A 20,990-nucleotide genomic window follows, 5' to 3' on the forward strand; every position below is an offset into this window, starting at 1 on the left:
CGGACACTCCGGGGGAGTAGTGTTCCGTCATCGCGCCCGCGACGTGGGCGAACGTGGGGGAGAAGTACACGATGACGGTCGTCAAGAAGGTCGCCGATTTCGTCGGCAGGTGGTTCGCGGTCCTGGTGCTCGCCGGGGCCGTCGTGGGGTTGCTCGTCCCGGAGCAGACCACCCTCATCACCCCGCACGTGTCCCTGCTGCTCGGTGTGATCATGTTCTGCATGGGCCTCACCATGAGGCCCCAGGACTTCGCCGTCGTCGCCAAGCACCCCAAGGCGGTCCTCCTCGGCGTGGCCGCCCAGTACACGGTCATGCCGCTGCTGGGCTGGGGCATCGCCCACGCGTTCGGGCTGCCACCGCTGCTGGTGGTCGGCATGATCCTGGTCGGCGCCTCCCCGGGTGGCACCGCGTCGAACGTGATCGTCTACCTCGCTCGCGGAGACGTCGCGCTTTCCGTGGCGATGACGTCCATCTCCACCATGCTGGCGCCCTTCGTCACTCCCCTGCTCGTCCTGGGGCTGGCCGGATCGACCCTGCCGATCTCCGCCGGTGACCTCTTCCTGTCCATCCTCCAGGTCGTGCTGCTCCCCGTCGTCGGTGGTCTGCTGCTGCGCCTGTTCGCCGACCGCTACGTGGTCCCGATCCTGCCCCTGATGCCGCTGGTCTCGGTGACCGGCATCGTCCTGGTGGTCTCGGGCGTGGTCGGCGCCAACTCCGACGCCGTGCTGACCACGGGGCTGCTCCTGGCACTGGCCGTCATCCTGCACAACACCCTGGGCCTGTTCCTCGGCTACCTCGTCGGGTACTTCGGGCGCCTGCCCGACTCCGCCCGCCGCGCGGTCAGCGTGGAGGTCGGTATGCAGAACTCGGGTCTGGCCGCGAGTCTGGCCACCACCCACTTCGAGCCCATCGCCGCGCTGCCCGGTGCGCTGTTCTCGGTCTGGCACAACCTGTCCGGAGCGGCGGTGGCCACCTTCTGGGCCCGGCGGGCACCCAGTGACGCCGAGGAGCGCGAAACCGCCTGACCGGGAAGGCTTGCTCCGTGCCCGGCCCTCGTGACAGGCTCTGCCTTCGACATCCCCCGGACCGAGGACGGAACACGTGGCCGCCCGAAAGAAGAAGCGCAAGCCCGGACGCGGGAGGAACGACATCCGCCGGGGACCCACGCGCGATCCCGGCCCCACGGGGAACGTGGGCTGCGTCTTCATCCTGATCGCGATGGTGGGCATCGGACTGGTCGTCCTGCTGCTGGAGCTTCTCACTTAGTCGCTGAATCGTCCCGTTAGCGTCCGGATCATTCGCAAAGGGGCGTGTCAGTGCACTGGTGTGTTCCACTCATTAGCCGATTCCACACCTGCGGTACCTGACCTGAACCGGCCACCAGTCGTCACGCGAAGTAGTCACGCGGGCACGACCCGACTGTGAAGCTGTTCGCATGCGACACTTCGCCCCCTGTTCCGGCCTGCTCGTGCTCGCCCTCCTGTCGACCCCCGGCCAGTTCACCGAACGCCTCGTCGCCTCTTCGCCGCCCCCGAACCCGCCGAGTGTCGCAGCGCCCCTCCAGTGTCCGGGCCGCCTCCGGGTGCCGCGCCCCCGCAGGCCTCCGTGCTGCGGATACCGGTGACCCCGCGGGGCCCAGAAAACCGCTGACCCCCGTCGCTGCGCGACGGGGGTGCCAACTCGGGAATCTGCGGGAGAAACTCGGGGCTCAAGGACCGGATGGGCCCCGCCTGGATCGGGACCCCACAGGGCACCCGAGCCACCAGGCGCCCCGCACGTCCCAACCTCCGCGTCGCGAGTAGCGCCTGGGAGGATGGGACTTCCCCGAGAATCGCAAGGACTCCCGTGGTTGGAGTACCCAAAGGGTTTCGGACCCCGATCCTGGAAAATTCCAGAACCATTTCCGAACCCTGTGGAACCAAGATCACAGAACAACGAACTCGGACGCAATCCATTAAAAAAAGGGTCGTTTCCAGGGTTTCACCCCTCTGGAAACGACCCGGCCCAGAAGCTCCGCAGGCCGTGGAAAGGTGGTTCTCCGCCCAGGTCCTCCTCACCCGTCGCCACCACGTGCGGCCGCGCTGTTGGCCCATGCGAACTCGAACAGTCCGAGGGCCGCGTCGTACAGCGTTCCCGAGGAGGTCAGATGGAGGCAGGGGGAGTGGCGGCCGTGTTCGTACCTGCTGTAGAAGGTGAGATAGGCGCCCGTGTCGGTGGCGATGATCCGGAAGGTGTTGGGCAGGTCGAACAGGCGCAGATCCAGAGCGGGGTTGCGGCGGCCGACTCGGTCCAGGTAGTCGATGTTGACTCTGACCTGCGCCCGTAACAGTTCCGGCCCGAAACCAGGATCCGTGTGACCCAGGTCCGTCCCCCGGTTGGCCAGCCAGGAGCCCGAGGCCGAGTCCGAGTCCGGGTCGGGTAGCAGTACCTGGACGGGAGTGGGGGAGCCCGACCACAACGGGGCGAAGGTGTCCCTGGTGAACACGTTGCCCCGCCCCACCAGAACCTTCACCCACCGGGCCCGGGCCAGATCCCGCGCCAGGTCCGCCTCGGAGGACCCCTGCCGCCCGTACAGCCGTGTGATGCCGGTACCCGTGAGCCGGGAGAGCAGGCCCACGAGCCACCAGCGGGGTCTGCCGACGCGGAACCACCCCGCGACGAGGACGAGTGCGGTGGCCAGCAGTGAACTGAGCACTCCGAGCAGGAAGGCGGTCATGGGGATCCCTTCGTCGCGGGGCGGACCAGCGGGACGGAGCCGCGCGGTTCAGCACAGGTAGGGAAGGAGTTCCTTCACCACGTGGGCCGCGTTGTGTGCGGCCAGGTCATGGCCGTCGTCGTTCTTCTCCTGGTCGGCGTTGTCGGAGATGCCCCGTACCACCACCCAGTCGGGGTTGGGCTCCTCACCCACGGAGTTCTCCTGCCAGTACTGGCTGAGCCCGCCGGACTCCATGTCCACCGCCAGGACCTTGTCGTTGTAGCCCTCCAGGAAGCGGTGGACGTCGCTGTCACCATCGGCGATGACCGCCTCACCTGAGCCGATGAGCCCCGGGTGTACCTCGAAGGTCCGTTTGCGGTGACCGTCCACCTGACCGCGGATCATCGCCGGTTCGCCCCGGTCGGTGAAGTAGACGTTCACCGCGTGCACGATCCGGGCGGGGGCCTGCCGTTCCTCGCCCCTCCTCTGGGCGTCGCCTTCGCCCCTGATCTTGCGTGAGTCGTAGTAGACGATCCGGGTGGAGACGATGACGTTGCCGATGCGCGCGTACTCGGGATGCAGCCCACCCCCGATGCCGACGAGGATCCACAGGCGAGGGGAGAAGTGGCGTCGCAGGTGGTCCAGAGCGGACATCACGGATCGCTGACCGGGGCTGTGGGTCTGCGTCGCGACCACGGAGACGGTACCGGCGTCGGTGGTGACCTTTCCCGTGGAGAAGAACAGCCCGTCGATCTTCTCCCTGCTCCTCAGTCCGAGCTGCTCGGTGACCGCCCGCATCTCCTTGGACAGAAAGGTGACCACCCCGACGTCCCAGCTCTGTGGTTTCTCCTCCACGGGCCGGGTGTCCACAGCAGAGAGGGGAGAAGACGGCGACACCCCGTGGTTGTTGACCTGTGTTCCGCTACCGAGGTTGTTGTTGCTGATGTCGTTGGTGCCGCCGAGATTGACGATGCCGCTGTTGTTCGGGAGGTTGTTCACGTCTGGTCTCCGTTCTGCGAAGTTCCCGGCCCCTGCTGGGGGCCGTGGTTGTTGACCTGGGTTCCGTCACCGAGGTTGTTGTTGCTGATGTCGTTGGTGCCGCCGAGATTGACGATGCCGCTGTTGATGATCTGCATCGCGCGATCGTCGAACTCGGAGATGTCGACCCCCCGAGAGTGGAGGAAGTCGCTGGTGGCCTTGAGCAGTCGCAGCTCGACGTTCTTGATGTGGCTGAGGACCTGGGTCTTGTCCAGCTGGACCTTGCTCCATTCCTGAGCGCGCTCCTGGCGGATGCTGAGACGGCTGCCGATGCAGACGTTGCGGATGGGGGAGAGGGTGAGCTCTCGCCGGTACATGAAGAGGGCCTTGGCCAGGAGGGCGGGGTAGCGCACCACGCGCCAGAGGTCGGTGGTCTCACGCGGGAGCCCGCGCAGGGCCCTGAACGCGGCCCATGCCACGGCCCGCTTGCCGTGCTGGCCGAACTCCTCGGCCTTCCGGAAACTGTCCGGGGTCCGGGTCAGGGCGCAGGCGGCGAAGAAGAGGTTGAGGGTGCGCCCCCGCAGGGTGGCATGCAGGAGGACCGTGGCCACCAGCTCGGAACCCGCGTCCGGGACGCTCACTTCGAGGAAGTGTTGGTGGGTGGGGCTCTGCGCGTTGATGAGGCGTCGCATCTTCAGCGGGTCGACCCTGCCGATCAGGGAGCGGTCGGTGGAAACGTCCGTGGACGCGACGAAGACCCGGTCCCGCACGTCCACTGGGAGTCGGACGTCCTCCTCGTCGTCGCGGAGCTGGAGGACTGCCTCGCGCAGGTGATCGATGAGTTCGTCGGTCCGGAAGGGAGGGTGGCGGTGTTCCCGCTCATGGAGGGGCTGGGTGTCCCCTCCCGGGCGCAGGAGCTGGATGCCCATCGGTGGGTTCCACTGGTGTATGAGCTCGCCCGCGCCGACGAAGGGTGACTCGTCACCGAAGAGCGTGAAGAGGGGGCTGTCCTCCTTCTCCTCCTTCCCCTGGTGCGCCGGACGGCGGTAGACGACGCAGGGATGCTTCTGCTGCTCGGCGACGACCGTCTCCCGCTTCGTGAGACGCCTCGGTCGTAGTCCGACTCCGGGCCTGTGGACGCGGTTGACGCGTAGCTGACTGACGACGCCCACGAACACCGCGACACCCAGGACGGCGGCTCCCGCGTACCCCGCGATCATGGCCTGCGTGTGAAAGGAGAACACCAGGACGATCATGGTGCCCCCGACGGCCAGGCCCGCGAGCCCGACCCTCTTGAGGGTGCGGACCTCGCCCATGATTCGCAGGTCACGCGCGGTGGGGATCCTCAGAGTGGGTTTCCGCTTCCTGTTCCTGCGCCGGGGGGCCAGCGGATCCTCGGTGCGGGCGATCACGGTGGACAGGGCGATCGCGTGGTGCAGGAGCAACAGGAGCGTGAGCCCGCTCGCCGTCAGCACAGCCGCCACCGTGTGGCCCAGGAGGAAGGGGGCGACGACCGCTGCCAGCATGGTGAGCCGGAGGAGCGCGTGCAGGTGGGTGGCCCACCAGGCGTGGCGCATGACGGGGACGTGGTCGAAGCCGTAGGAAGGGGCCACACGGCGGTAGGGGGTCGTGCAGATCTCGTTGATGACAAGATCACGGAACTTCTCGTCAACGTAGACGCCGGTGCACAGATGACGGGTGGCTCCGGTGGGTTTCTCTGTGGGGACGTCCCTGTCGGGTTCCGTGTGGACGGCGGTCATGCGGATCCCTGCCTCTGGGGGATAATGGTCACAGTGACCTTAATCAGGAAGGCGGGTTGAAGTCAAGATGACCTTTAAGGAGAATGCGGTGGATGACCGGCTGAAGGGGTCCACGGGGGTCGCGTTGTCGCTGGTGACCGTGGATCTGACCATCTTCACCATCAGGGAGGGCAGGCTGATGGTGCTTCTCGTGGAAAGGGGGACCGAGCCCTACCAGGGGCGCGCGGCCCTGCCCGGAGGGCGGGTGCGCGCGGACGAGACCCTGGACGAGGGCGCCCACCGGGAACTCCTGGAGGAGACCGCGATCGACGGCGCCCTGTTGCACCTGGAACAGCTCGGTGCCTACGGGGACCCTGGCAGGGACCCTCGGGGCAGGGTCGTCACGGTCGCCTACCTCGCTCTTGGACCGAACCTGCCCACCCCCGAGGGCGGTACGGACGCCGCTCACGCCTACTGGGCGGCCGTACCCGACCTCCTCGACCAAGGCGACGCGCTGGCCTTCGACCACGCAGGCATCGTCGCGGACGCGCTGGAGCGCACGAGACGGACTCTGGAGTACACCACCGTGGCCACGACCTTCTGTCGCGAACCCTTCACCCTGCCCGAACTGCGCAACGTCTACGAGGTCGTGTGGGGTCGTGCGCTGGACCCCAGCAACTTCCGGCGAAGAGCCACCAGAGCCGAGGGGTTCCTGGAAGCCACCGGTGACCAGCGCCCCCAGGCCACCGGCCGACCGGCAGCCCTCTACCGCAAGGGGGAGGCGACCCTGCTCAGTCCGCCGTTCCTTCGCTCGGCCAGCTGAACCACCGGGACGACGACGTGTCCCCCGGCGGCGCCGGAGGACACGTTGGTCCGCTCGTCCTCAACCGTGCTGGGGCGAGGGGCTCTGGTGCCTCTCAGAACTGTGGGGGAGTGGGCTGCTGCTTCTGGGGCAGGAGCGTGACGATCGCGGAGGCGACCAGTGCCAGGCTTGAGAGCCCCAGGAAGATCGCCCCGGCGCCGACGGAGCCGATGCCCTGGTTGTTGACGGAGGAAGCGGTGCCGAGGCCGTTGATCGTGCCGAAGAGCCCGGCGATGATGGCGATGACCGCCGCGGTGATGAGGGCCCACTTCTTCCCCGTCACCAGTGACACGACGCCGAAGACGATGACCACCACGAAGAAGGTGAGCATGATCGCCCCCTCGCCGTCGGGGGCGTCCGGGGAGAAGTAGTTGATGCTCTCGGAGTACCCCATGTAGGACACCGACGCGAGCGGCAGGAACAGCGAGATGATGGCGACGAGGGCGAGCGCGGGAATCGCGAACCGGAACCAGATGGACCAGTGCACGGCCCCGGGTGCCTGGCCGGACCGCTGACTGACGGTCTGAGCCGCGCCCACGGCCGCGGGGGCGACGGTGGTGGTGAAGTAGGTCCTAGCGCCCTTGGCCAGTTCCTTGGCACCCGAGGCGATCTGCTGCGCACCCTGTGAGGCCTGGCCCGGCTGGCCTCCGTGCGGCGGCGGGTCCTGCGGGTGCGCGCCAGGTGGCTGGAAACCGTGCGGAGGCTGCTGCTGGCTGCCCGTGGGCTGCTGAGGCCCCTGCGGCTGGGCTGCGGGAGGGGTGTTCCGCCGAATGTATTCGGCGAGTTCCCTGTCGCAATTCGGGTGGTCGTGGATCAGCCGCCACAGATCCGGGCGCACGGCGCCGATCTGCCTCAGGGTCATCGAGTCGATGCGGGGGTCGGCCAGTTCCTGAGCGGAATAGCTGGCGGGATCGCGCGGCCCAGGCGGGTTCACTCGTGCTCCTTGGGGGTGTGTCAGGTGATACCCAGTGTGTCGATTCGCCAAGGTATCACCGCGCTGTAAGTCGATTTCACCGAGAGCCTTAAGTACCTGCGACACGCGGCCTTTGCGCAGGGCTTCCAACACCAGGAAGAACTGTGTGCTCGATGTTCCCACTTGCGCGGAAGTCCCGGCCACGCAGCAGGTCGATCGTGTGCCATTCGGGTGCGGGGTGATATCTCCGCTGGTCATCATATGTACTTGAGGAACTGGGTTCCCATGCTCGACTTCTGTTTGTCAGTGGTCGCTTCGACGGCCCGCGCGGGGAGTTCTCCTGGGAGGAGGTCTGGGACCGTGAGGTAATGAAGTCGTCGGGTACGAATGGTTGGATCGGCCTTGTGTGCGTGCTCGCTCGAAGAAGGGAGAACCGAGATCGAGGGCTGCCAGTCTTTCGTCCGGCGTTCACTCATGGCGGTCACTCCTCGGCGAACTCCTTGATCACCGCCGGGAGGTCCCACTCGCTGGCGTACTCGGTGAACACCCGGAGCAGGACCTCGCGGCGCTCGGGGAGGAAAGAGCGCGGGTCACACACGATGTCGGGGAACTCCCGAACCATGCGCACCCAGTCGAATCCGTCGCGGAGAACATGGCGCAGCCGCGCGACCTGCCACGCCATGAGCCTCGGGTGGTCGTCCTTGCGTCGGGGAACACCCCTGACCGGTGTGGGGATGTTCCGCCCGGCCGCGGCCAGGGCCTGGCGACGGAGGACACAGGAACTGCACCTGCCGCAGTGAGCAGGGGCATCGCCGCCTTCGTGGTGGGAGAAGCCGGTGTCGCAGGAGACCGAGGCGGCCAGGGCCCCGTCGAAGTGTGCGGGAACCCGTCGGACCATCTCGGCTTTGGTCCTTTCGAAGGCCCGGTTCTCGATCTGGAACTCGCTGTCCCCGGTGACCGCCCTGGCGAGATGTTCCATGTACCGCAGGGTCTTCGGGTGGACCGCCTTCGCTGCCTGGGCGCCGACCTGGCCCCGAGACAGCGCCAGGTTGAGCGCCCCCGGGCCGTTCTCATAGAGGCGGAGCGAGTTCGTGCCACGCGCGATCGCGGAGAGCACCCCCGCGGTCAGGAAGACGAATCCCCGTGAACGAGCGGTGCTCTCTCGGTTGCTCAGTCGGACCTGGAGCCTGAAGGGGCTCCAGGAACGCAGTCGCGAATCCGCGTTCCGAAGGGTGTCGTGGACGCGCTTCTGTTGGTTCTCCATGCGGTTGTTGGTGCTGACGGAGATGGCGTGGAGGGGATCGCCTTCTTCCTCGAGGTCGGCGATGATGCCGCACACCGAATCGAGCCCGCCGGAGAAGAGCGCCGTCGCGCCCTCGAGGTGGAGCTCCGCGTTGCTGAACAGGGACGCTTGGTTCGGGACCGGCCCGCCCTGTGTGAACTCGATGTGCCAGGTGTCGGCGGTCAGCCAGTTGAGTGGAGCCTCCACGTCAGCCGTGCGTTGGGCCCACCACGCGGGGTTCCGTACGGGGAAGGTGGTGCTGATGGTTCGGTGCCACTCCTGGCCCTTGCGCCACGAGTTCAGCGCCGGGCGTCGAAGGTTGCGGTCGACGGCGAAGGCCGTCGCGGCGATCGTCCACAGGTCCGCTGCCAGGTGGTCGTCGTCCAGGTAGTCGACGATCAACTCGGGGATGACCTTGAGGATGTCGGTGTCCTGGTCGAACGCCCTCAGTTCGGGTTCGAGGTCGGAAGAGTAGGTGACCCTGGTGGTCGCTTCGCGTGGCACGGGGGCTCCAAGGGAGGTCAGCGCATGAGGTCACTGACCAGTCCGCGCAGGATCGTCGAAGTGAGGGTGAGGTCGGCCAGTTCGAGGAGGTCCAGTGCGTCCTGCGCGTCCGGGCCGTAGTCCCCTGTGAACGGTGAGACACGGTCCAGGGCGTAGCGGCGTATTGCTCCGCGGGCGAACTCCTCGCCGATCCGCAGGGCCAGTCCCTCGTCGGCCTCGATGAGATCCTCCGGGGCGCAGCTGGCGAGCACGGTGCCGATCGCCTGGTCGACGAGGGCTTGCGTGCCCGACGTGCGGTGGCCGGCGCACAGGTCGAGGCTCTCCGGGCCGTCGTCCCTCAGGGTCCTGGCCAGCTTCCGCGTGCGCCGGGCGGCGTGGTCGAGGTCGGGTTTCCCGAGCTTCTCCAGGACCGTGTCCAGGGTCCTCCTCAACGGGGGCCGGACCTCGGCTTCGGGGATCGTCAACTGGTCCGGAGAGGCTCCGGATTCGCGACGCTTCCTCGCCCGCTCGCGTAGTGCGATGTCGAGGGGGTCCAGGGTGCGTACTCGGTCCCGTGTGTGTCGGTCGTCGTCCGGCACGCGTTGAGCTCCGATCCGGTCGGCTGTTCCGAGAATCACCCGAGTGATCACGGAAGGCAATGCCGGGGGAGACGTTGGCAACTTTCGGCCAAGGGGCGAACTGCCCGTTACGCGGCCCGCGCCAGTGGGAAGGGTGCGGCGACACGGAGGGAGGGTTGCGTGGGGCTCGGCCGAACCGCTGGAACTCTCCTCACGACCTGTGGGAGCCGGGTCACTCGCCGGTGGTGGTCCGGTCGGCGACTGCGGCGAGGATCGCGGCGACCAGCGCGAGTGCTGCGGGTGCCAGCAGGAGCAGGAGCAGGCCGCTGGCGGAGTCGACGTCGCTGAGGGCCGGGCCTGCCAGGGAGGACACCAACGCACCACCGCCGATGGAGACCGCGGCGGACACGCCCAGCGCCGTGCCGGCCAGGTCCTCCTGCTCGGACATCACCGCCGTGTTGACGACGGGTGTGGTCAGCCCGTTGCCCACCCCGACGAACGCGCAGGACGCGAAGAGGGCCAGTGGGTGGAGGTCCCAGGTCACAGCGATCACCAGGCCCGCGAGGAGGGCCGCGCAGGTGAGGGAGCGCGCCAGAACGAGCAGGCGGGCGCGGAACACACGGGGGCCGAGGGTCCCAGCGAGGTAGCTGCCCAGGACGAAACCGCCGGGGATCATGGCCATGTACAGGCCGAGGGCGACCCCCGAACCACCGAAGTCCCGGTCCATGACTAGTGGAGCGCCGCCCAGGAAGACGTAGAGGGTGCCCATGGAGCAGGCCATACAGAGGGAGTAGGTCCAAAAACGCGGTGAGGCCAGAATGCGCCGGAGCGCGGACGGGAAATCACGACCGGGCGCGTCCGAACGGATGGACGTCTCCGTCATGTGTCGCATTGACACCAGGAGAACCAATCCTCCGATGACCGCGAGCACGAAGAAGATCGAGCGCCACCCGAAGAGATCGTCGAGAGTTCCGCCGAGGATGGTTCCGAGCATGGGTGCGAGTGCCCAACCCATTCCGGCGAATCCGATTCTCCGAACGGCGTCGTCACCGCGCGACGTTTCCTTGATGGCGACCATCGCCACGGAAAAGCACGCGGCGATCGCTGCCTGCGACATTCGGCAGATGAGGAAGATCTCGATGGTGGGCGCCATCGCGCAGCCGAGGGAGGCGAACGTGAAGACCGTGACGGAGACGAGCACGACCGGGCGGCGGCCGTACCGGTCCGACAGGGCTCCGGAGGCCGCTTCGGCCGTCACGGTGGCGATCGCGTACCCGGCGATCGAGAGGTTGACCAGGGCGAAGCTGGTCCCATAGGTGGCGGCGATCTCCGGCAGGGCCGGAAGGTGCACCGTCACGGGGAGCACCGAGATCGCCGCCAGGAGAACGAGGAGGGAGCGGTGCGGAGGGGGCGTTGACCTCCGCGTGCCAGTGGGGTCGGGCATGAGGTGTTCCTTCGTCGAAGCGTCGTGGGGAGCGGTCACCTGCCGTGTGGATCGGCCCTCGCACGGGAGGTGGGTGCGGCCGAGGGGGAGGCCGGGGGCGTGTCGTCCTCCGGGGCTCCCGGTGCCGGTGGTGTCGAGGTGGGACGCTTCCGGCGAAGGGAAGGGAATCTGTCTTCGAGGACAGTTCTCACTGTTGTCGAAGGTGATCCCGGAAGAGAATACCGCAGGGTTTTCAGTAGACCAGTCGCAGATCTGATAAGAGTCTTTCCAGTTTGGAGGTTCGTTCTGATGCGGTCCTGTCAGTACCAGTGGAGAAACCGGATTCTGGTACCCGGTTCCAAGGCTGGGAGAGGTCTTGACGGGCGAATTACGCGCTGCTTACTCTGCTCGGCAACAGGTTGAGGAATGACCGAGAATTCCGAATTCCTGTAGGCGCCGATCCTCGCGAACACAGGGAATTGTTCGACCCCCATGGACGCGAACCGAGCCGTCCTGGGCCCGAGAACGGCCCGGGTCCCCCGCGACGACCCCGGCGTGCTCCGGGTGTTCGTGACCCCCAGAAGGGCGAGACCTGATGAAGTTCCCCAAGCTCCGTTCCACCGCCGCCGTGGCCGCCGCCACCGCCCTCCTCTTCACCCTGATGCCCGCCGGGACGGCGAGCGCCCACGGCTACATCTCCAACCCCCAGAGCCGGCAGGCCCAGTGCGCCGCCGGTGTGGTCGAGTGTGGTCAGATCCGCTGGGAGCCGCAGAGCGTCGAGGGCCCGAAGGGCCTGATGAGCTGCTCTGGTGGCAACTCGCGCTTCTCCGAGCTGGACAACAACAACTACGGCTGGCGCGTCTCGGACGTCAGCACCAACGCCACCTTCAGCTGGACGATCACCGCCGCGCACTCCACCTCCACGTGGGAGTACTTCATCAACGGCAACCGGATCGCCAGCTTCAACGACAACGGCGCCCGGCCGCCGGCGAACTTCAGCCACAACGTCAACCTCTCGGGCTACAGCGGACGCCAGACCGTCCTCGCCCGCTGGAACGTGGCTGACACGGGCAACGCCTTCTACGCCTGCGTCGACGTCAACATCCGCTGATGAGGGTGTGCTGAGACACGTCGCGCCCCGGCCCGTGCCAGTCCACGGGCCGGGGCGCCTTCTGTCACGGGGGTGGTGGGGCGGGCGCGGACGAATCGGGTGGCCGTGCCGATGTCGGTGGCGTGTGGTTGTCTCGTCTCATGGGTGTTGAGATCGAGCGGTTCCTGCGGTTGGTGCGCGCGCTTCCCGAGTGTGATGGCCAGGACTCGGAGCGCTACACGACGTTCCGTGTGCGAGGGCGGCCCTTCGGCTACCTGTGGCCGCGGACCGCCACGGTGGGGTTGAAGCAGTCGCTGATCGAACAGGCGGCGTTGGTCGCCGAACGGCCCGAGGTGTTCGAGAAGCAGTTCACGGCGGGCGGGTTCGGGTGGGTGGTGGTCCACCTGGACGGCGTCGACCTCGAGGAACTCAGCGAACTGACCCTGGAGGCCTGGTATCTGACCGCCCCCGAGGAGCTGCTCGTCGCACCGCCCACCCCGGAGGCGCTGGTGCGTGCCTGACTCGGATCACCGAGACCGTCTGTTCCCTGGTCCGCGTCGGCCGCCCCTTCTCCTGGTGGATGGGGCCCGCCTCGCGGCCGACGGACCTGGCCGACGGTCCCTCCGGCGGCCGGGTCAGGTCCCGATGATCCCGCCGTCGTCCTTGCGCACCACCACGACCCCGCACCGGGGGCGGCCGACCGGATCGAACCCCGGCCAGTTGCTCACCGCGCGCGGATCCTCCACCGTGGGCGCGCCCAGCTGGTCCACCGCCGAACCGGGCCCCTGCACCGTCACGAACAGGGTCCGCTGGTCGGGAGTGGCCGCCGTCCCCGCGATCCCGCAACCACGCGGGCCGGTCAGGAACCGGCGCACCTCCCCGCTCTCGGGGTCGGCGCACAACAGCGCGCTGTTGCCCACCTGTTCGCGCGTGCCCTCGGAGGTGTCGCCGAGCCGGACCACGTCGGTCCTGATCCACAGCCGGCCGTCCTCGCCGCAGTGGACCCCGCCCGGGGCGGCGAAGACCGCCGCCTCCCGCCCCTGTCCGGACGGCCCCCCGGCCCGGGCGAACTCCTGCCAGGAGAACAGGGTGGCGCCGTGGTCGCTGGCGCCCTCGGTCCACGACAGCACACGACCGCCGTCGTCCCCGGAGGCCTCGGTGCAGTAGACCGTCCCGGTCTCGGGGTGCACCGCGGGTGTCCCCGGTCCCCGCAGCTCGGTCGCCCCCACGGCGTCGGCGGCCTCACGTGCCCTCAGCAGCACGTCCGCCTGGTCGGCGAATCCGTCACCCGAGGTCAGTCCAGTACGACCATGGACGAGGGGGAGCCAGGTGCCCAGCCCGTCGGAGCCCAGGCGGGCGGCGTGGAGGACTCCCTCGTCCAAAGGACCCGGGCCCCGGCTGTTCTGTGCGTCCCGCCAGGGACGTTCGGCCACGAACTTGTACAGGTGGGTCGGGTCGCTCATGTAGACCACCGCCCGGCCCCGTGACTCGCAGACAGCGGCGCCCCCGTGCGCGAGTCGGCCCATGGCGGTGTGCTTGACCGGGGGCGCGGAAGGGTCCAGCGGGTCGATCTCCACGGTCCAGCCGAACCGGTGCGCCTCGTTGGGCTCACGGGCCAGGTCGAACCGGTCCTCGTGGGCATGCCAGCCGTGGGAGGCCTCACCTGGGCCGAGTCCGTACCGGCGCTGGGACTCGGTGGCGGTCCAGCCCTGGGTCCGGGTGCCGAAGAGGTCGGCGATGGCGTCCTCCCCGGTCAGGCAGGTTCCCCAGGGGGTGGTGGCGTGCGCGGTGCCACCGACGACTCCGACCGGGTCGGCGGCGGTCTCCAGGCTCCGGTGCCCGGCGAGGGGACCGGACAGGGTGGTGGGGGAGGTGGCGGTGAGTCGCCTGTTGAGTTCGTCGTCGATCACCCTCCAACGGCCGTCCGTGAGTTCGACCCGCGCCACGGTCATCCCGAGGGAGGCCATCTCCTTGGCGGTGCGGGCCGCTGTGGCCGAGCGCCCTCCGTCCGCGTGCAGCAGCACCGGGTCCAGCCAGGAGTGGTTGAGCACGAGCAGTCCGCGTCGCCCGCCGTCGTGGCCGGGATGCAGGGGGACGTAGCGCAGTCCGCTGTGGCCGGTGCCCACCTGGCGCGCGGCCTCCGTCGCCGTGTCGGAGGCGTCGGGTCGCCACGCCGGGACGCCCCGGTGCAGTGGCGCGCCCCAGGGGAGCAGGACGCGGGCGGTGTACCCGGGAGGAACGGAGACACCGTCGGTGTGGGCGACCGGTACCCCGGTGAAGGTGGGGGCCGATCCGGTGTCGGGGGCGGCCATGGCGGGGCGGAAGGCGTCGCCGAACAGGGCGGCCGTGGTCAGGACCCCGAGCCCCGCTCCGCCACGCAGGACCTGACGACGGTTGGGTCCGTGTTGTGACGCCATGGTTCTCCTCCGGCCGGATGCTCGTGAACACGCTTTGTCATGAGGTAATCACAATAAGTAGTTTTTCCTGCGCATTCGGGCGCGTGGCGCTCCGTGGTGGCGTCATTGGGGGGCGTGGTTCGAGTGGGAATGAAAACCGTTATCGTGTGGTTGAAAGGCCTGACAACCCGAGGAGGCGCCCATGGCACGCAACGACGTTCGGCCCGTCATCAAACTCCGGTCGACGGAGGGCACCGGGACCACCTACGTGACCCGGAAAAACCGCCGCAACACCCCCGACCGCCTGGTCCTGAGGAAGTACGACCCCAAGCTCCGCCGCCACGTCGAGTTCCGTGAGGAACGCTGACCCAGGCGCGCACCCAACGGAGACCCACATGCAGAAGAACATCCACCCCACGTACCAGCACGTCGTCTTCCGCGACAAGGCGGCCGACTACGCCTTCCTCACCCGGTCCACCCGCGGCAGCGACAAGACCGTCGAGTGGGAGGACGGCCGCACCTACCCGGTGATCGACGTCGACATCTCCAGCGCCAGCCACCCCTTCTACACCGGCAACGCCCGCGTGGTGGACACCGCCGGCCGGGTGGAGCGCTTCCAGCGCCGCTACCAGCGCAAGTAACCGCGACCCGACCGGGGCGACGGCACCGGGCCCGTCGCCCCGATCCACTGCCCGCCAGGGCTTCCCGAACAGAGAGGAACCGCTCGCATGGCCGTACCCAAGCGCAGGATGTCGCGGTCCAACACCCGCACGCGCCGCTCCCAGTGGAAGGCCAGGACCCCCGACCTGGTCACCGTCCACATCAGCGGCCGTGAGTACCGCGTCCCCCGCAACCTCGTTCGTGCCTACCAGCGCGGGCTCGTCCCCCTTCCGGACTAGAACGACCCACCCCCACGGCGCCGCCGGGAGACTCCCGGCGGCGCCGCGATGCGGAACGGGCAGGACGAAACACCCTCGGCCCTGACGACCGAATCCTCATGGGTCGGGCAGGCTAGTTTTCGTGACAACAACCCCAACCGACACACCGGCCCCCACCCCCGGCCGTGCCGCCGCGAGGGCACCACGCAGCCCCGTCGACCTCCTCATCGGGATCGCCGGGCTGTTCCTGGTCTTCGTGGTCCTACTCCTGGTGAGCGACGCCATCGCCGACGGCGCGCCCACCGACGACGCCAGCCAGCTCCGCGCGGTGATCCCGTCGTGGCTGCTGTTCGCCGTCGCGCTCGGCGCCAACCTGCTGCTCATCGTCCTGTTCGTCTACGTCGTCCTGCGCTCGCTGTTCGTCGCCGAGCTGCGGGAGCTGACACGAGCGATCGTCGCGGCGGTGGCGGCCTACGCGATGACGTCCTACGTGAACTCCGTCCTGGAGGACGCCACCTACAGTGCGGCCCCGCTGCCCGGCCTGCCCGACGACGTCCTCACCGCCGCCACCCTCGGCTACGTCGCGGCGGGAATCGCGTTCGCCCGCACCATGCCCACCGGGCAGCCTCGCGTGCGCACCCTGCTGTGGGGCACCAACGCCGCGATCGCCGCCACCTCAGTTATGGCCGGGGTCACCAGCATCCTCGCGGTCCTGTTCACCATCCTCGTCGGCCTCACCTGCGCCGCGCTGAGCCGCTACGCCGTCGGCACCAGCGTTCCGCCACCCGCGACCGGCCGCATCCACGCCGAGCTCCACCGCTTCGACCTGACCGCGGACCGCATCACTCCCGCCGGAACCGACCGCGGAGGTGACGCCCTCTACTTCGCCGACCTCGCCGACGGGCGCCAGATCGAGCTCTCCGTCCTCAACTCCGAGAACACCAGCGGGTTCTGGCTGCGCCTGCGCGACCTTCTTCTTCTGCGCGGCCCCGTCGCCCCCCGGATGCTCTACGGTGCGCGCAGACGCGCCGAACACGCCGCGCTCATGAGCGCCGCAGCGCGTGAGGCCGGGGTGGACGCCCCCCGCGTCCTGGCCCTGGGCGAACTCACCCCCGGCAGGATCCTCCTGGCCCGAGAACGCTCCCGGATCCGGGGCCTCGACACCCTGGAGCCGGGACGGATCAGCGACTCCCTGCTCGACGACCTCTGGCGCCAGCTCAGCCTGCTGCACCGGCGCCGCGTGGCTCACGGAAACCTGAACGGCACCACCGTCGGGGTGCTCGACCGGCACGCGGAGGCCAGACACCCCGTCACCGCCGCGCTCACCGGGGTCGACCGTGGCGCGGTTGCCGCGCCGCAGATCCGCACGGCCCTGGACACCGCAGCGATGGTCACCCTGTTGGCGCTGCACGTGGGCGCCGACCGCGCGGTGTCCTCGGCCGTGCGGGCCCTGGGCGTGTCCGCCACGGCCGCCATTCTCCCGATGCTGCAACCCGCGGGTCTGCCCCACGCGCTCCGGGCCGCACTGCGCCGAGCCGACCGCTCGCTCATGGGGGACCTGCGGCGCCACATCGCGGCGGTCTCCCCCGAGGCACCCACCGAACCCGCCCGCCTGGAGCGGATGCGCCCGCGCACCATCGTCAGCTTCGTGGTGGTCACCCTGGTCGGGCTCGTGCTGGTCTACCAGCTCTCCGGGGTGGAACTCGGAACCATCCGCTACGCGGACCCGGGATGGACCCTGGCGGCCCTGGCCATGGCCACCACCTGCATGGTCGCCGCCGCCATGGTGCTGATCGGCTTCGTCCCGGCACCCCTGCCCTGGTGGCGCACCGTCCTGGTGCAGTACGCGGCGTCCTTCGTGCGCATCGCCGCCCCGGCCGGACTGGGCTCGATCGCGATCAACAGCCGGTACGTGATCAAGTCCGGGGTGCCCACCTCACTGTCCCTGTCCGCCGTGGGCCTCACTCAGCTCGTGGGCTTCCTGGTCCACGTGCCGCTGCTCCTGGTGTGCGCGTACCTGACCGGGACCTCGTACTGGACGGGCTTCAGCCCCTCGCCTACCGTGACCGTCATCGCCATCATCGCGACCGTCAGCGTGGGCACCGTGCTGCTGCACCCCCGGTTGCGCCGAGCTGTCGGATCGCGTCTGCGCCCCTACCTCACCGGGACCCTGCCGCAACTCCTGGACCTGTTCCAACGTCCGGCCAGTCTCGTCCTCGGCGTGGGCGGAACTCTGCTGCTGACCGTGGCCTTCGTGCTGTGCCTGCACTTCTCGGTCCTGGCCTTCGCCGGGCCCGGAGTGGAGGTGAGCCTGGTCGCGGTGGCCGTGGTCTTCCTCGCTGGAAACGCCATCGGTTCGGCCGCCCCCACCCCGGGCGGCCTCGGTGCGGTCGAGGCCGCGCTGATCGGCGGGCTCACCACGCTCACCGCGATGCCCGCCGACGTGGCCCTGCCCGCCGTCCTGCTGTTCAGGGTGCTCACCTTCTGGTTCCCGGTCCTGCCCGGCTGGGCTGCCTTCAGCTATCTGCAACGCCGCGAGGCCATCTGAGCCCTCAGCGATCGGGGAGCTGGTTCGGCCGTGTCGATGTCTGTCAGGATGTGTGCCAGAGGATGCCGGTGCAATGATCAAGCGAAGATGACGGCTCGCGTTGCCGCAGGTCGTTAAGTGTGAGCCCCGCGCACGCGGGGATGGACCGCTGTCCTAGGAAGGGCGGCGGGACGGCCTGGAACGAATCCCGCGGAGCCCGACGACGAAAACCGCCCCGTGCCAACTCAGCACGGGGTGAGAGAAGATTCCTCTGCAACGCAACGAATCTACGACGCAAAGGTCGCGACTTCAGCGTTGGTTGTCGCGCCACCCCTTGCACGGCCTGCCATCATGGGCATGCTTCGCCGGGCGAAACGTGGAGGTCTGGGGAACCCACTTATCGCAGGCCAGGCAGCGCATTTTTCCTCCACGCCGTTTCTTGGACTCGCTGATGGTCCGGTAGTTCGGCACGGCTCCTTGGTCGGAGGATCCTCGGCATTCCAACAGTGCGTAGGAGAGCAGCGCCCAGGCGCTCGTCTCGTTGATGTAGTGCTTCTTTCGGCGGCCGTCGGCCCGCGCGCCTATCCGGCGCTCGCAGTACGGACACACTCCGGGGGTGGTCATCCGTGCCTCCTCGTCAGCGGTTGAGAGCGGCTGCCAGGATCACCAGGCAGATGATGATGGCGGCGGTCCACGGCCAGTCTGAGTATTGGCCCTTGAAGTTGCGTGCGGCCACGGAAACCTCCGAATGCTGGGGGAAGGAAGGGCTGTACCTAGGTACCATCCGGCGACGAAGCTCTGCTGGGATTGGCCACAAGAGGTCATTGGATTGCTGGTGGATAGGCGATTCGACGACCATTTTTGTGTAGCAGTAGAGTGAAATCGTTGCAGAATGTCATATTTCCACTGGTTGCTCCCAGACTTCGTGTGCCGGAGATGAGTCGGGCGGAGGCCGGGGCCAGTCGGGTTGGGGGCGCAGTCGGGCTGCGAGGGCGTTCGATGAATCGGATTGAGAATGACGATCGTGACGAGGATGGTGGCCGGTTGCGGTTGACGTTGCGTCAACGCCTAGCGTCGTTTCTGGGGCCGGAAGGTCCGGTCTGACGAGGGGAGACGGGATGTCGTGGTCGATGGGTGAGGTCTGCCGGATGAGCGGGGTGACCTCCCGGACGCTGCGTCACTACCACCACGTGGGCCTGCTGCCTCCGGAGAGCACCGGGGCGGGCGGGTTGCGCAGGTACGGCGAACGTGAGCTACGCAGGCTCCAACGCATCCTGGTCATGCGCGAGCTCGGGCTGGGGCTGGCGGACATCCGCCGCGTCCTGGACTCCGAACAGGAGGAGGCGGCGGCGCTGCGGCAGCACCTGCATGACCTCGAAGCCGAACGGGACCGTCTCAGTGTCCTCGTCGACACCGTGCGCCGCACGGTCGACACCCTGGAGGGAAACGACGTGACCAGCAGACCGGAGGAGCTCTTCGAGGGCTTCGACACTGCCCACTACTCCGAGCGGGCACGTGAGGAGTGGCCGGAGCAGTGGGAACGGGCTCGGGAGGCGGGGGATGCCATGACTCCCGCCGAGGCCGAGCGGATGCGCGCGGAGGCGGCCGAGGGCATGGGCCGGATGGCCGCTTTCCTCAGAGCGGGCACCCCGGTGGGGGCCGCGCCGGTGCAGGCCGAGGTCGAGTGGCACTACCGGCAGATCTGCCTGATGTGGACCCCGGACGCGGAGGCCTTCGCTCACCTGGGGCGGGTCTACGCGGAGGAGGGTCCTTGGCGTGAGGTGTACGAGCGCGTCGCCCCAGGGCTGGCCGACTACCAGCGCGAGGCCATGGAGGTCTTCGCCGAGCACCGTCTGGGGGAGAGCTCGTGATCCCCGCGCACTGGACGGCTCATCGAAGGGAGGACGGGGAGGTACTCGGGTATCTGAGACCGGAGGGTGAGGGGTTCGTGCCGGTGAATGCGTTCGGCCACCCTGTCGGGGGCCCGGTTCCGGATCCTGAGGCCCGTGCTGTCCTGGATGCCTTGGGGTTGGCCTGTCTGGCCGAGCCCTGGCTCCTGACCCTGCCGGAGCGCGCGGAGCCGGTGACGGTTCGGATCGTGGAGGTCACTCCGGAACGCATGCGGGTGGCCAATGCCGACTACGGATACGAGGAAGCCGACATCGGCCACGTGTTCGTGCTGGAGGTCCCGGATACCGGACGCCTACAGAACGTCCGGGGAAGTGTCCAGTACGGTGCGGTCACGGGAGGCGACCAGGGAGAACCAGGCCTCGGTGCGGGGTAGTTCGTGGCGGAAGAAGTACGCGGCGGCGGCCCGCTTGCCCTCGTAGAAGGTGCCCTCCTTGCCGTGAGCCGCGATGAGCTGCTCCAGCCACATCCACGCCACCACCACGTGGCCGACCGCTTCCAGGTAGGGGGTGGCGTTGGCCAGGGCCGCTGCCGGATCCCCGTCGGACCAGGCGGCGGCGGTGGCCTCGGCCGTGCGGTCCAGGGCCGCTGACAGGAGTTCCGCGTACTCGGTCGGGGCGCCGCCCAGGGTGCGGGCGCGATCCACGGTGGCACGGGCGGTCTCCAACAGGAGTGACAACCGGGACCCGGCGTCCAGGACGGCCTTGCGGCCCAGCAGGTCGAGCGCCTGGACGCCGTGCGTGCCCTCGTGGATGGCGTTGAGCCGGTTGTCCCGGTAATGCTGCTCCACGTCGTACTCGCGCGTGTACCCGTACCCGCCGTGCACCTGGATGGCGAGGCTGTTGGCCTCCAGGCACCACTGCGAGGGCCAGCTCTTCACGATGGGGGTCAGCACGTCCAGGAGCAGGTGCGCCCGTTCAGCCGACTCCGGCTCTGCGCTGGCCTCCTCGTCCACGAGCCGGGCGCAGTACAGGACCAGGGCCAGAGCCCCCTCCACGTAGCTCTTCTGCGCCAGGAGCATGCGGCGCACGTCGGTGTGCTCGATGATCGGCACCTGGGGTTGTCCGGGGTCCTTCGCGCCGAGGAGGCGGCCCTGGAGCCGTTCGCGGGCGTAGCCGAGTGACTTCAGGTAGCCGGTGTAACCGGCCGCCATGGCTCCGGCCCCCACTCCGATCCGGGCGTGGTTCATCATGTGGAACATCTGCCGAAGACCCTGGTGTGGCTCCCCGCCGAGGGAG

At 68.5% G+C, this 20,990-nt stretch carries 20 protein-coding genes; 10 read left to right on the forward strand and 10 right to left on the reverse strand.

The window, feature by feature from the left end:
• Positions 1-71 precede the first annotated feature (71 nt).
• Both D452_RS0125860 and D452_RS30970 read left to right on the forward strand, forming a co-directional pair.
• The gene (locus D452_RS0125860) at positions 72-1,025 is read left to right on the forward strand and encodes a bile acid:sodium symporter family protein (protein WP_017547034.1); all 954 of its coding nucleotides are present in this window, start codon (positions 72-74) and stop codon (positions 1,023-1,025) included.
• 76 nt (positions 1,026-1,101) lie between these two features.
• Entirely contained in the window at positions 1,102-1,266 is a 165-nt protein-coding gene (locus D452_RS30970) for a hypothetical protein (RefSeq protein ID WP_017547035.1), read from the forward strand.
• A gap of 787 nt (positions 1,267-2,053) precedes the next feature.
• Here D452_RS30970 and D452_RS0125870 read toward each other — a convergent pair.
• The 3 genes from D452_RS0125870 to D452_RS0125880 are packed head-to-tail and all read right to left on the reverse strand — an operon-like array spanning position 2,054 to position 5,433.
• Complete coding sequence (locus D452_RS0125870) at positions 2,054-2,716, reverse strand: hypothetical protein (RefSeq protein WP_017547036.1); 663 nt, start codon at positions 2,714-2,716, stop codon at positions 2,054-2,056.
• Between the two features lie 48 nt (positions 2,717-2,764).
• Positions 2,765-3,694, reverse strand: coding sequence for a 5'-methylthioadenosine/S-adenosylhomocysteine nucleosidase family protein (locus D452_RS0125875; protein ID WP_017547037.1), 930 nt, complete (start codon positions 3,692-3,694; stop codon positions 2,765-2,767).
• On the reverse strand, positions 3,691-5,433 hold the full coding sequence (locus D452_RS0125880; protein WP_017547038.1) for a hypothetical protein: 1,743 nt from the start codon (positions 5,431-5,433) through the stop codon (positions 3,691-3,693). Before D452_RS0125880 ends, D452_RS0125875 begins: the two co-directional genes overlap by 4 nt.
• Positions 5,434-5,521: 88 nt before the next feature.
• Between D452_RS0125880 and D452_RS0125885 the strand changes: the two genes are divergently transcribed.
• Positions 5,522-6,235 (forward strand): NUDIX hydrolase, encoded by a 714-nt coding sequence (locus D452_RS0125885; RefSeq protein WP_017547039.1) that lies wholly within the window; start codon positions 5,522-5,524, stop codon positions 6,233-6,235.
• Positions 6,236-6,329: 94 nt separating this feature from the next.
• Here D452_RS0125885 and D452_RS0125890 read toward each other — a convergent pair whose 3' ends face one another.
• From D452_RS0125890 to D452_RS29015, 4 genes are all read right to left on the reverse strand, one after another.
• Complete coding sequence (locus D452_RS0125890) at positions 6,330-7,208, reverse strand: variant leucine-rich repeat-containing protein (RefSeq protein WP_017547040.1); 879 nt, start codon at positions 7,206-7,208, stop codon at positions 6,330-6,332.
• A gap of 460 nt (positions 7,209-7,668) precedes the next feature.
• On the reverse strand, positions 7,669-8,973 hold the full coding sequence (locus D452_RS0125895; RefSeq protein WP_017547041.1) for a 7-cyano-7-deazaguanine synthase: 1,305 nt from the start codon (positions 8,971-8,973) through the stop codon (positions 7,669-7,671).
• A gap of 17 nt (positions 8,974-8,990) precedes the next feature.
• Positions 8,991-9,551 carry a hypothetical protein gene (locus tag D452_RS0125900; protein ID WP_026129690.1) on the reverse strand — a complete coding sequence of 187 codons (561 nt, stop codon included), beginning with the start codon at positions 9,549-9,551 and terminating at the stop codon, positions 8,991-8,993.
• 211 nt (positions 9,552-9,762) lie between these two features.
• Positions 9,763-10,974, reverse strand: a complete 1,212-nt coding sequence (locus tag D452_RS29015; protein WP_017547043.1) for an MFS transporter — start codon at positions 10,972-10,974, stop codon at positions 9,763-9,765.
• Between the two features lie 574 nt (positions 10,975-11,548).
• Between D452_RS29015 and D452_RS0125910 the strand changes: the two genes are divergently transcribed.
• Together D452_RS0125910 and D452_RS0125915 are read left to right on the forward strand one after the other, a co-directional pair.
• Positions 11,549-12,064 (forward strand): lytic polysaccharide monooxygenase auxiliary activity family 9 protein, encoded by a 516-nt coding sequence (locus D452_RS0125910; RefSeq protein WP_017547044.1) that lies wholly within the window; start codon positions 11,549-11,551, stop codon positions 12,062-12,064.
• Positions 12,065-12,204: 140 nt separating this feature from the next.
• Positions 12,205-12,564, forward strand: a complete 360-nt coding sequence (locus tag D452_RS0125915) for an MmcQ/YjbR family DNA-binding protein (protein ID WP_017547045.1) — start codon at positions 12,205-12,207, stop codon at positions 12,562-12,564.
• Positions 12,565-12,678: 114 nt separating this feature from the next.
• Here the strand turns inward: D452_RS0125915 and D452_RS0125920 are convergent, their stop codons facing one another.
• Positions 12,679-14,460: a PhoX family protein gene (locus tag D452_RS0125920; protein WP_017547046.1), complete on the reverse strand. Its 1,782-nt coding sequence runs from the start codon at positions 14,458-14,460 to the stop codon at positions 12,679-12,681.
• A 181-nt stretch (positions 14,461-14,641) separates the two neighbouring features.
• On the opposite strand from D452_RS0125920, the gene rpmG reads away from it, so the two are divergent.
• From rpmG to D452_RS0125940, 4 genes are all read left to right on the forward strand, one after another.
• On the forward strand, positions 14,642-14,806 hold the full coding sequence (gene rpmG / locus D452_RS0125925; RefSeq protein WP_017547047.1) for a 50S ribosomal protein L33: 165 nt from the start codon (positions 14,642-14,644) through the stop codon (positions 14,804-14,806).
• A 28-nt stretch (positions 14,807-14,834) separates the two neighbouring features.
• Complete coding sequence (locus D452_RS0125930; RefSeq protein WP_017547048.1) at positions 14,835-15,080, forward strand: type B 50S ribosomal protein L31; 246 nt, start codon at positions 14,835-14,837, stop codon at positions 15,078-15,080.
• An 87-nt stretch (positions 15,081-15,167) separates the two neighbouring features.
• The gene (rpmF, locus tag D452_RS0125935) at positions 15,168-15,338 is read left to right on the forward strand and encodes a 50S ribosomal protein L32 (protein WP_017547049.1); all 171 of its coding nucleotides are present in this window, start codon (positions 15,168-15,170) and stop codon (positions 15,336-15,338) included.
• A gap of 121 nt (positions 15,339-15,459) precedes the next feature.
• A complete protein-coding gene (locus tag D452_RS0125940; RefSeq protein ID WP_017547050.1) occupies positions 15,460-17,865 on the forward strand; it encodes a lysylphosphatidylglycerol synthase transmembrane domain-containing protein in 2,406 nt (801 codons plus the stop codon).
• Between the two features lie 288 nt (positions 17,866-18,153).
• On the opposite strand, the gene D452_RS30540 is transcribed toward D452_RS0125940, so the two are convergent.
• On the reverse strand, positions 18,154-18,468 hold the full coding sequence (locus tag D452_RS30540; RefSeq protein WP_152498644.1) for a hypothetical protein: 315 nt from the start codon (positions 18,466-18,468) through the stop codon (positions 18,154-18,156).
• A 494-nt stretch (positions 18,469-18,962) separates the two neighbouring features.
• Between D452_RS30540 and D452_RS0125950 the strand changes: the two genes are divergently transcribed.
• Positions 18,963-19,715 (forward strand): MerR family transcriptional regulator, encoded by a 753-nt coding sequence (locus D452_RS0125950; RefSeq protein ID WP_017547052.1) that lies wholly within the window; start codon positions 18,963-18,965, stop codon positions 19,713-19,715.
• 332 nt (positions 19,716-20,047) lie between these two features.
• On the opposite strand, the gene D452_RS0125955 is transcribed toward D452_RS0125950, so the two are convergent.
• Positions 20,048-20,990 (reverse strand): acyl-CoA dehydrogenase (locus tag D452_RS0125955; RefSeq protein WP_026129691.1); only part of this gene is annotated, 943 nt, incomplete at its 5' end.

The organism is Nocardiopsis prasina DSM 43845 (genome assembly GCF_000341265.1).
Lineage (GTDB): Bacteria > Actinomycetota > Actinomycetes > Streptosporangiales > Streptosporangiaceae > Nocardiopsis > Nocardiopsis prasina.

Excerpts from the sequence above, each read along its gene's own strand:
- D452_RS0125860 (WP_017547034.1), top strand. The coding sequence starts at position 72 with ATGACGGTCGTCAAGAAGGTCGCCGATTTCGTCGGCAGGTGGTTCGCG.
- D452_RS0125870 (WP_017547036.1), bottom strand. The coding sequence starts at position 2,716 with ATGACCGCCTTCCTGCTCGGAGTGCTCAGTTCACTGCTGGCCACCGCA.
- D452_RS0125880 (WP_017547038.1), bottom strand. The coding sequence starts at position 5,433 with ATGACCGCCGTCCACACGGAACCCGACAGGGACGTCCCCACAGAGAAA.
- D452_RS29015 (WP_017547043.1), bottom strand. The coding sequence starts at position 10,974 with ATGCCCGACCCCACTGGCACGCGGAGGTCAACGCCCCCTCCGCACCGC.
- D452_RS0125910 (WP_017547044.1), top strand. The coding sequence starts at position 11,549 with ATGAAGTTCCCCAAGCTCCGTTCCACCGCCGCCGTGGCCGCCGCCACC.
- D452_RS0125915 (WP_017547045.1), top strand. The coding sequence starts at position 12,205 with ATGGGTGTTGAGATCGAGCGGTTCCTGCGGTTGGTGCGCGCGCTTCCC.
- D452_RS0125920 (WP_017547046.1), bottom strand. The coding sequence starts at position 14,460 with ATGGCGTCACAACACGGACCCAACCGTCGTCAGGTCCTGCGTGGCGGA.
- rpmG (WP_017547047.1), top strand. The coding sequence starts at position 14,642 with ATGGCACGCAACGACGTTCGGCCCGTCATCAAACTCCGGTCGACGGAG.
- D452_RS0125930 (WP_017547048.1), top strand. The coding sequence starts at position 14,835 with ATGCAGAAGAACATCCACCCCACGTACCAGCACGTCGTCTTCCGCGAC.
- rpmF (WP_017547049.1), top strand. The coding sequence starts at position 15,168 with ATGGCCGTACCCAAGCGCAGGATGTCGCGGTCCAACACCCGCACGCGC.
- D452_RS30540 (WP_152498644.1), bottom strand. The coding sequence starts at position 18,468 with ATGACCACCCCCGGAGTGTGTCCGTACTGCGAGCGCCGGATAGGCGCG.
- D452_RS0125950 (WP_017547052.1), top strand. The coding sequence starts at position 18,963 with ATGTCGTGGTCGATGGGTGAGGTCTGCCGGATGAGCGGGGTGACCTCC.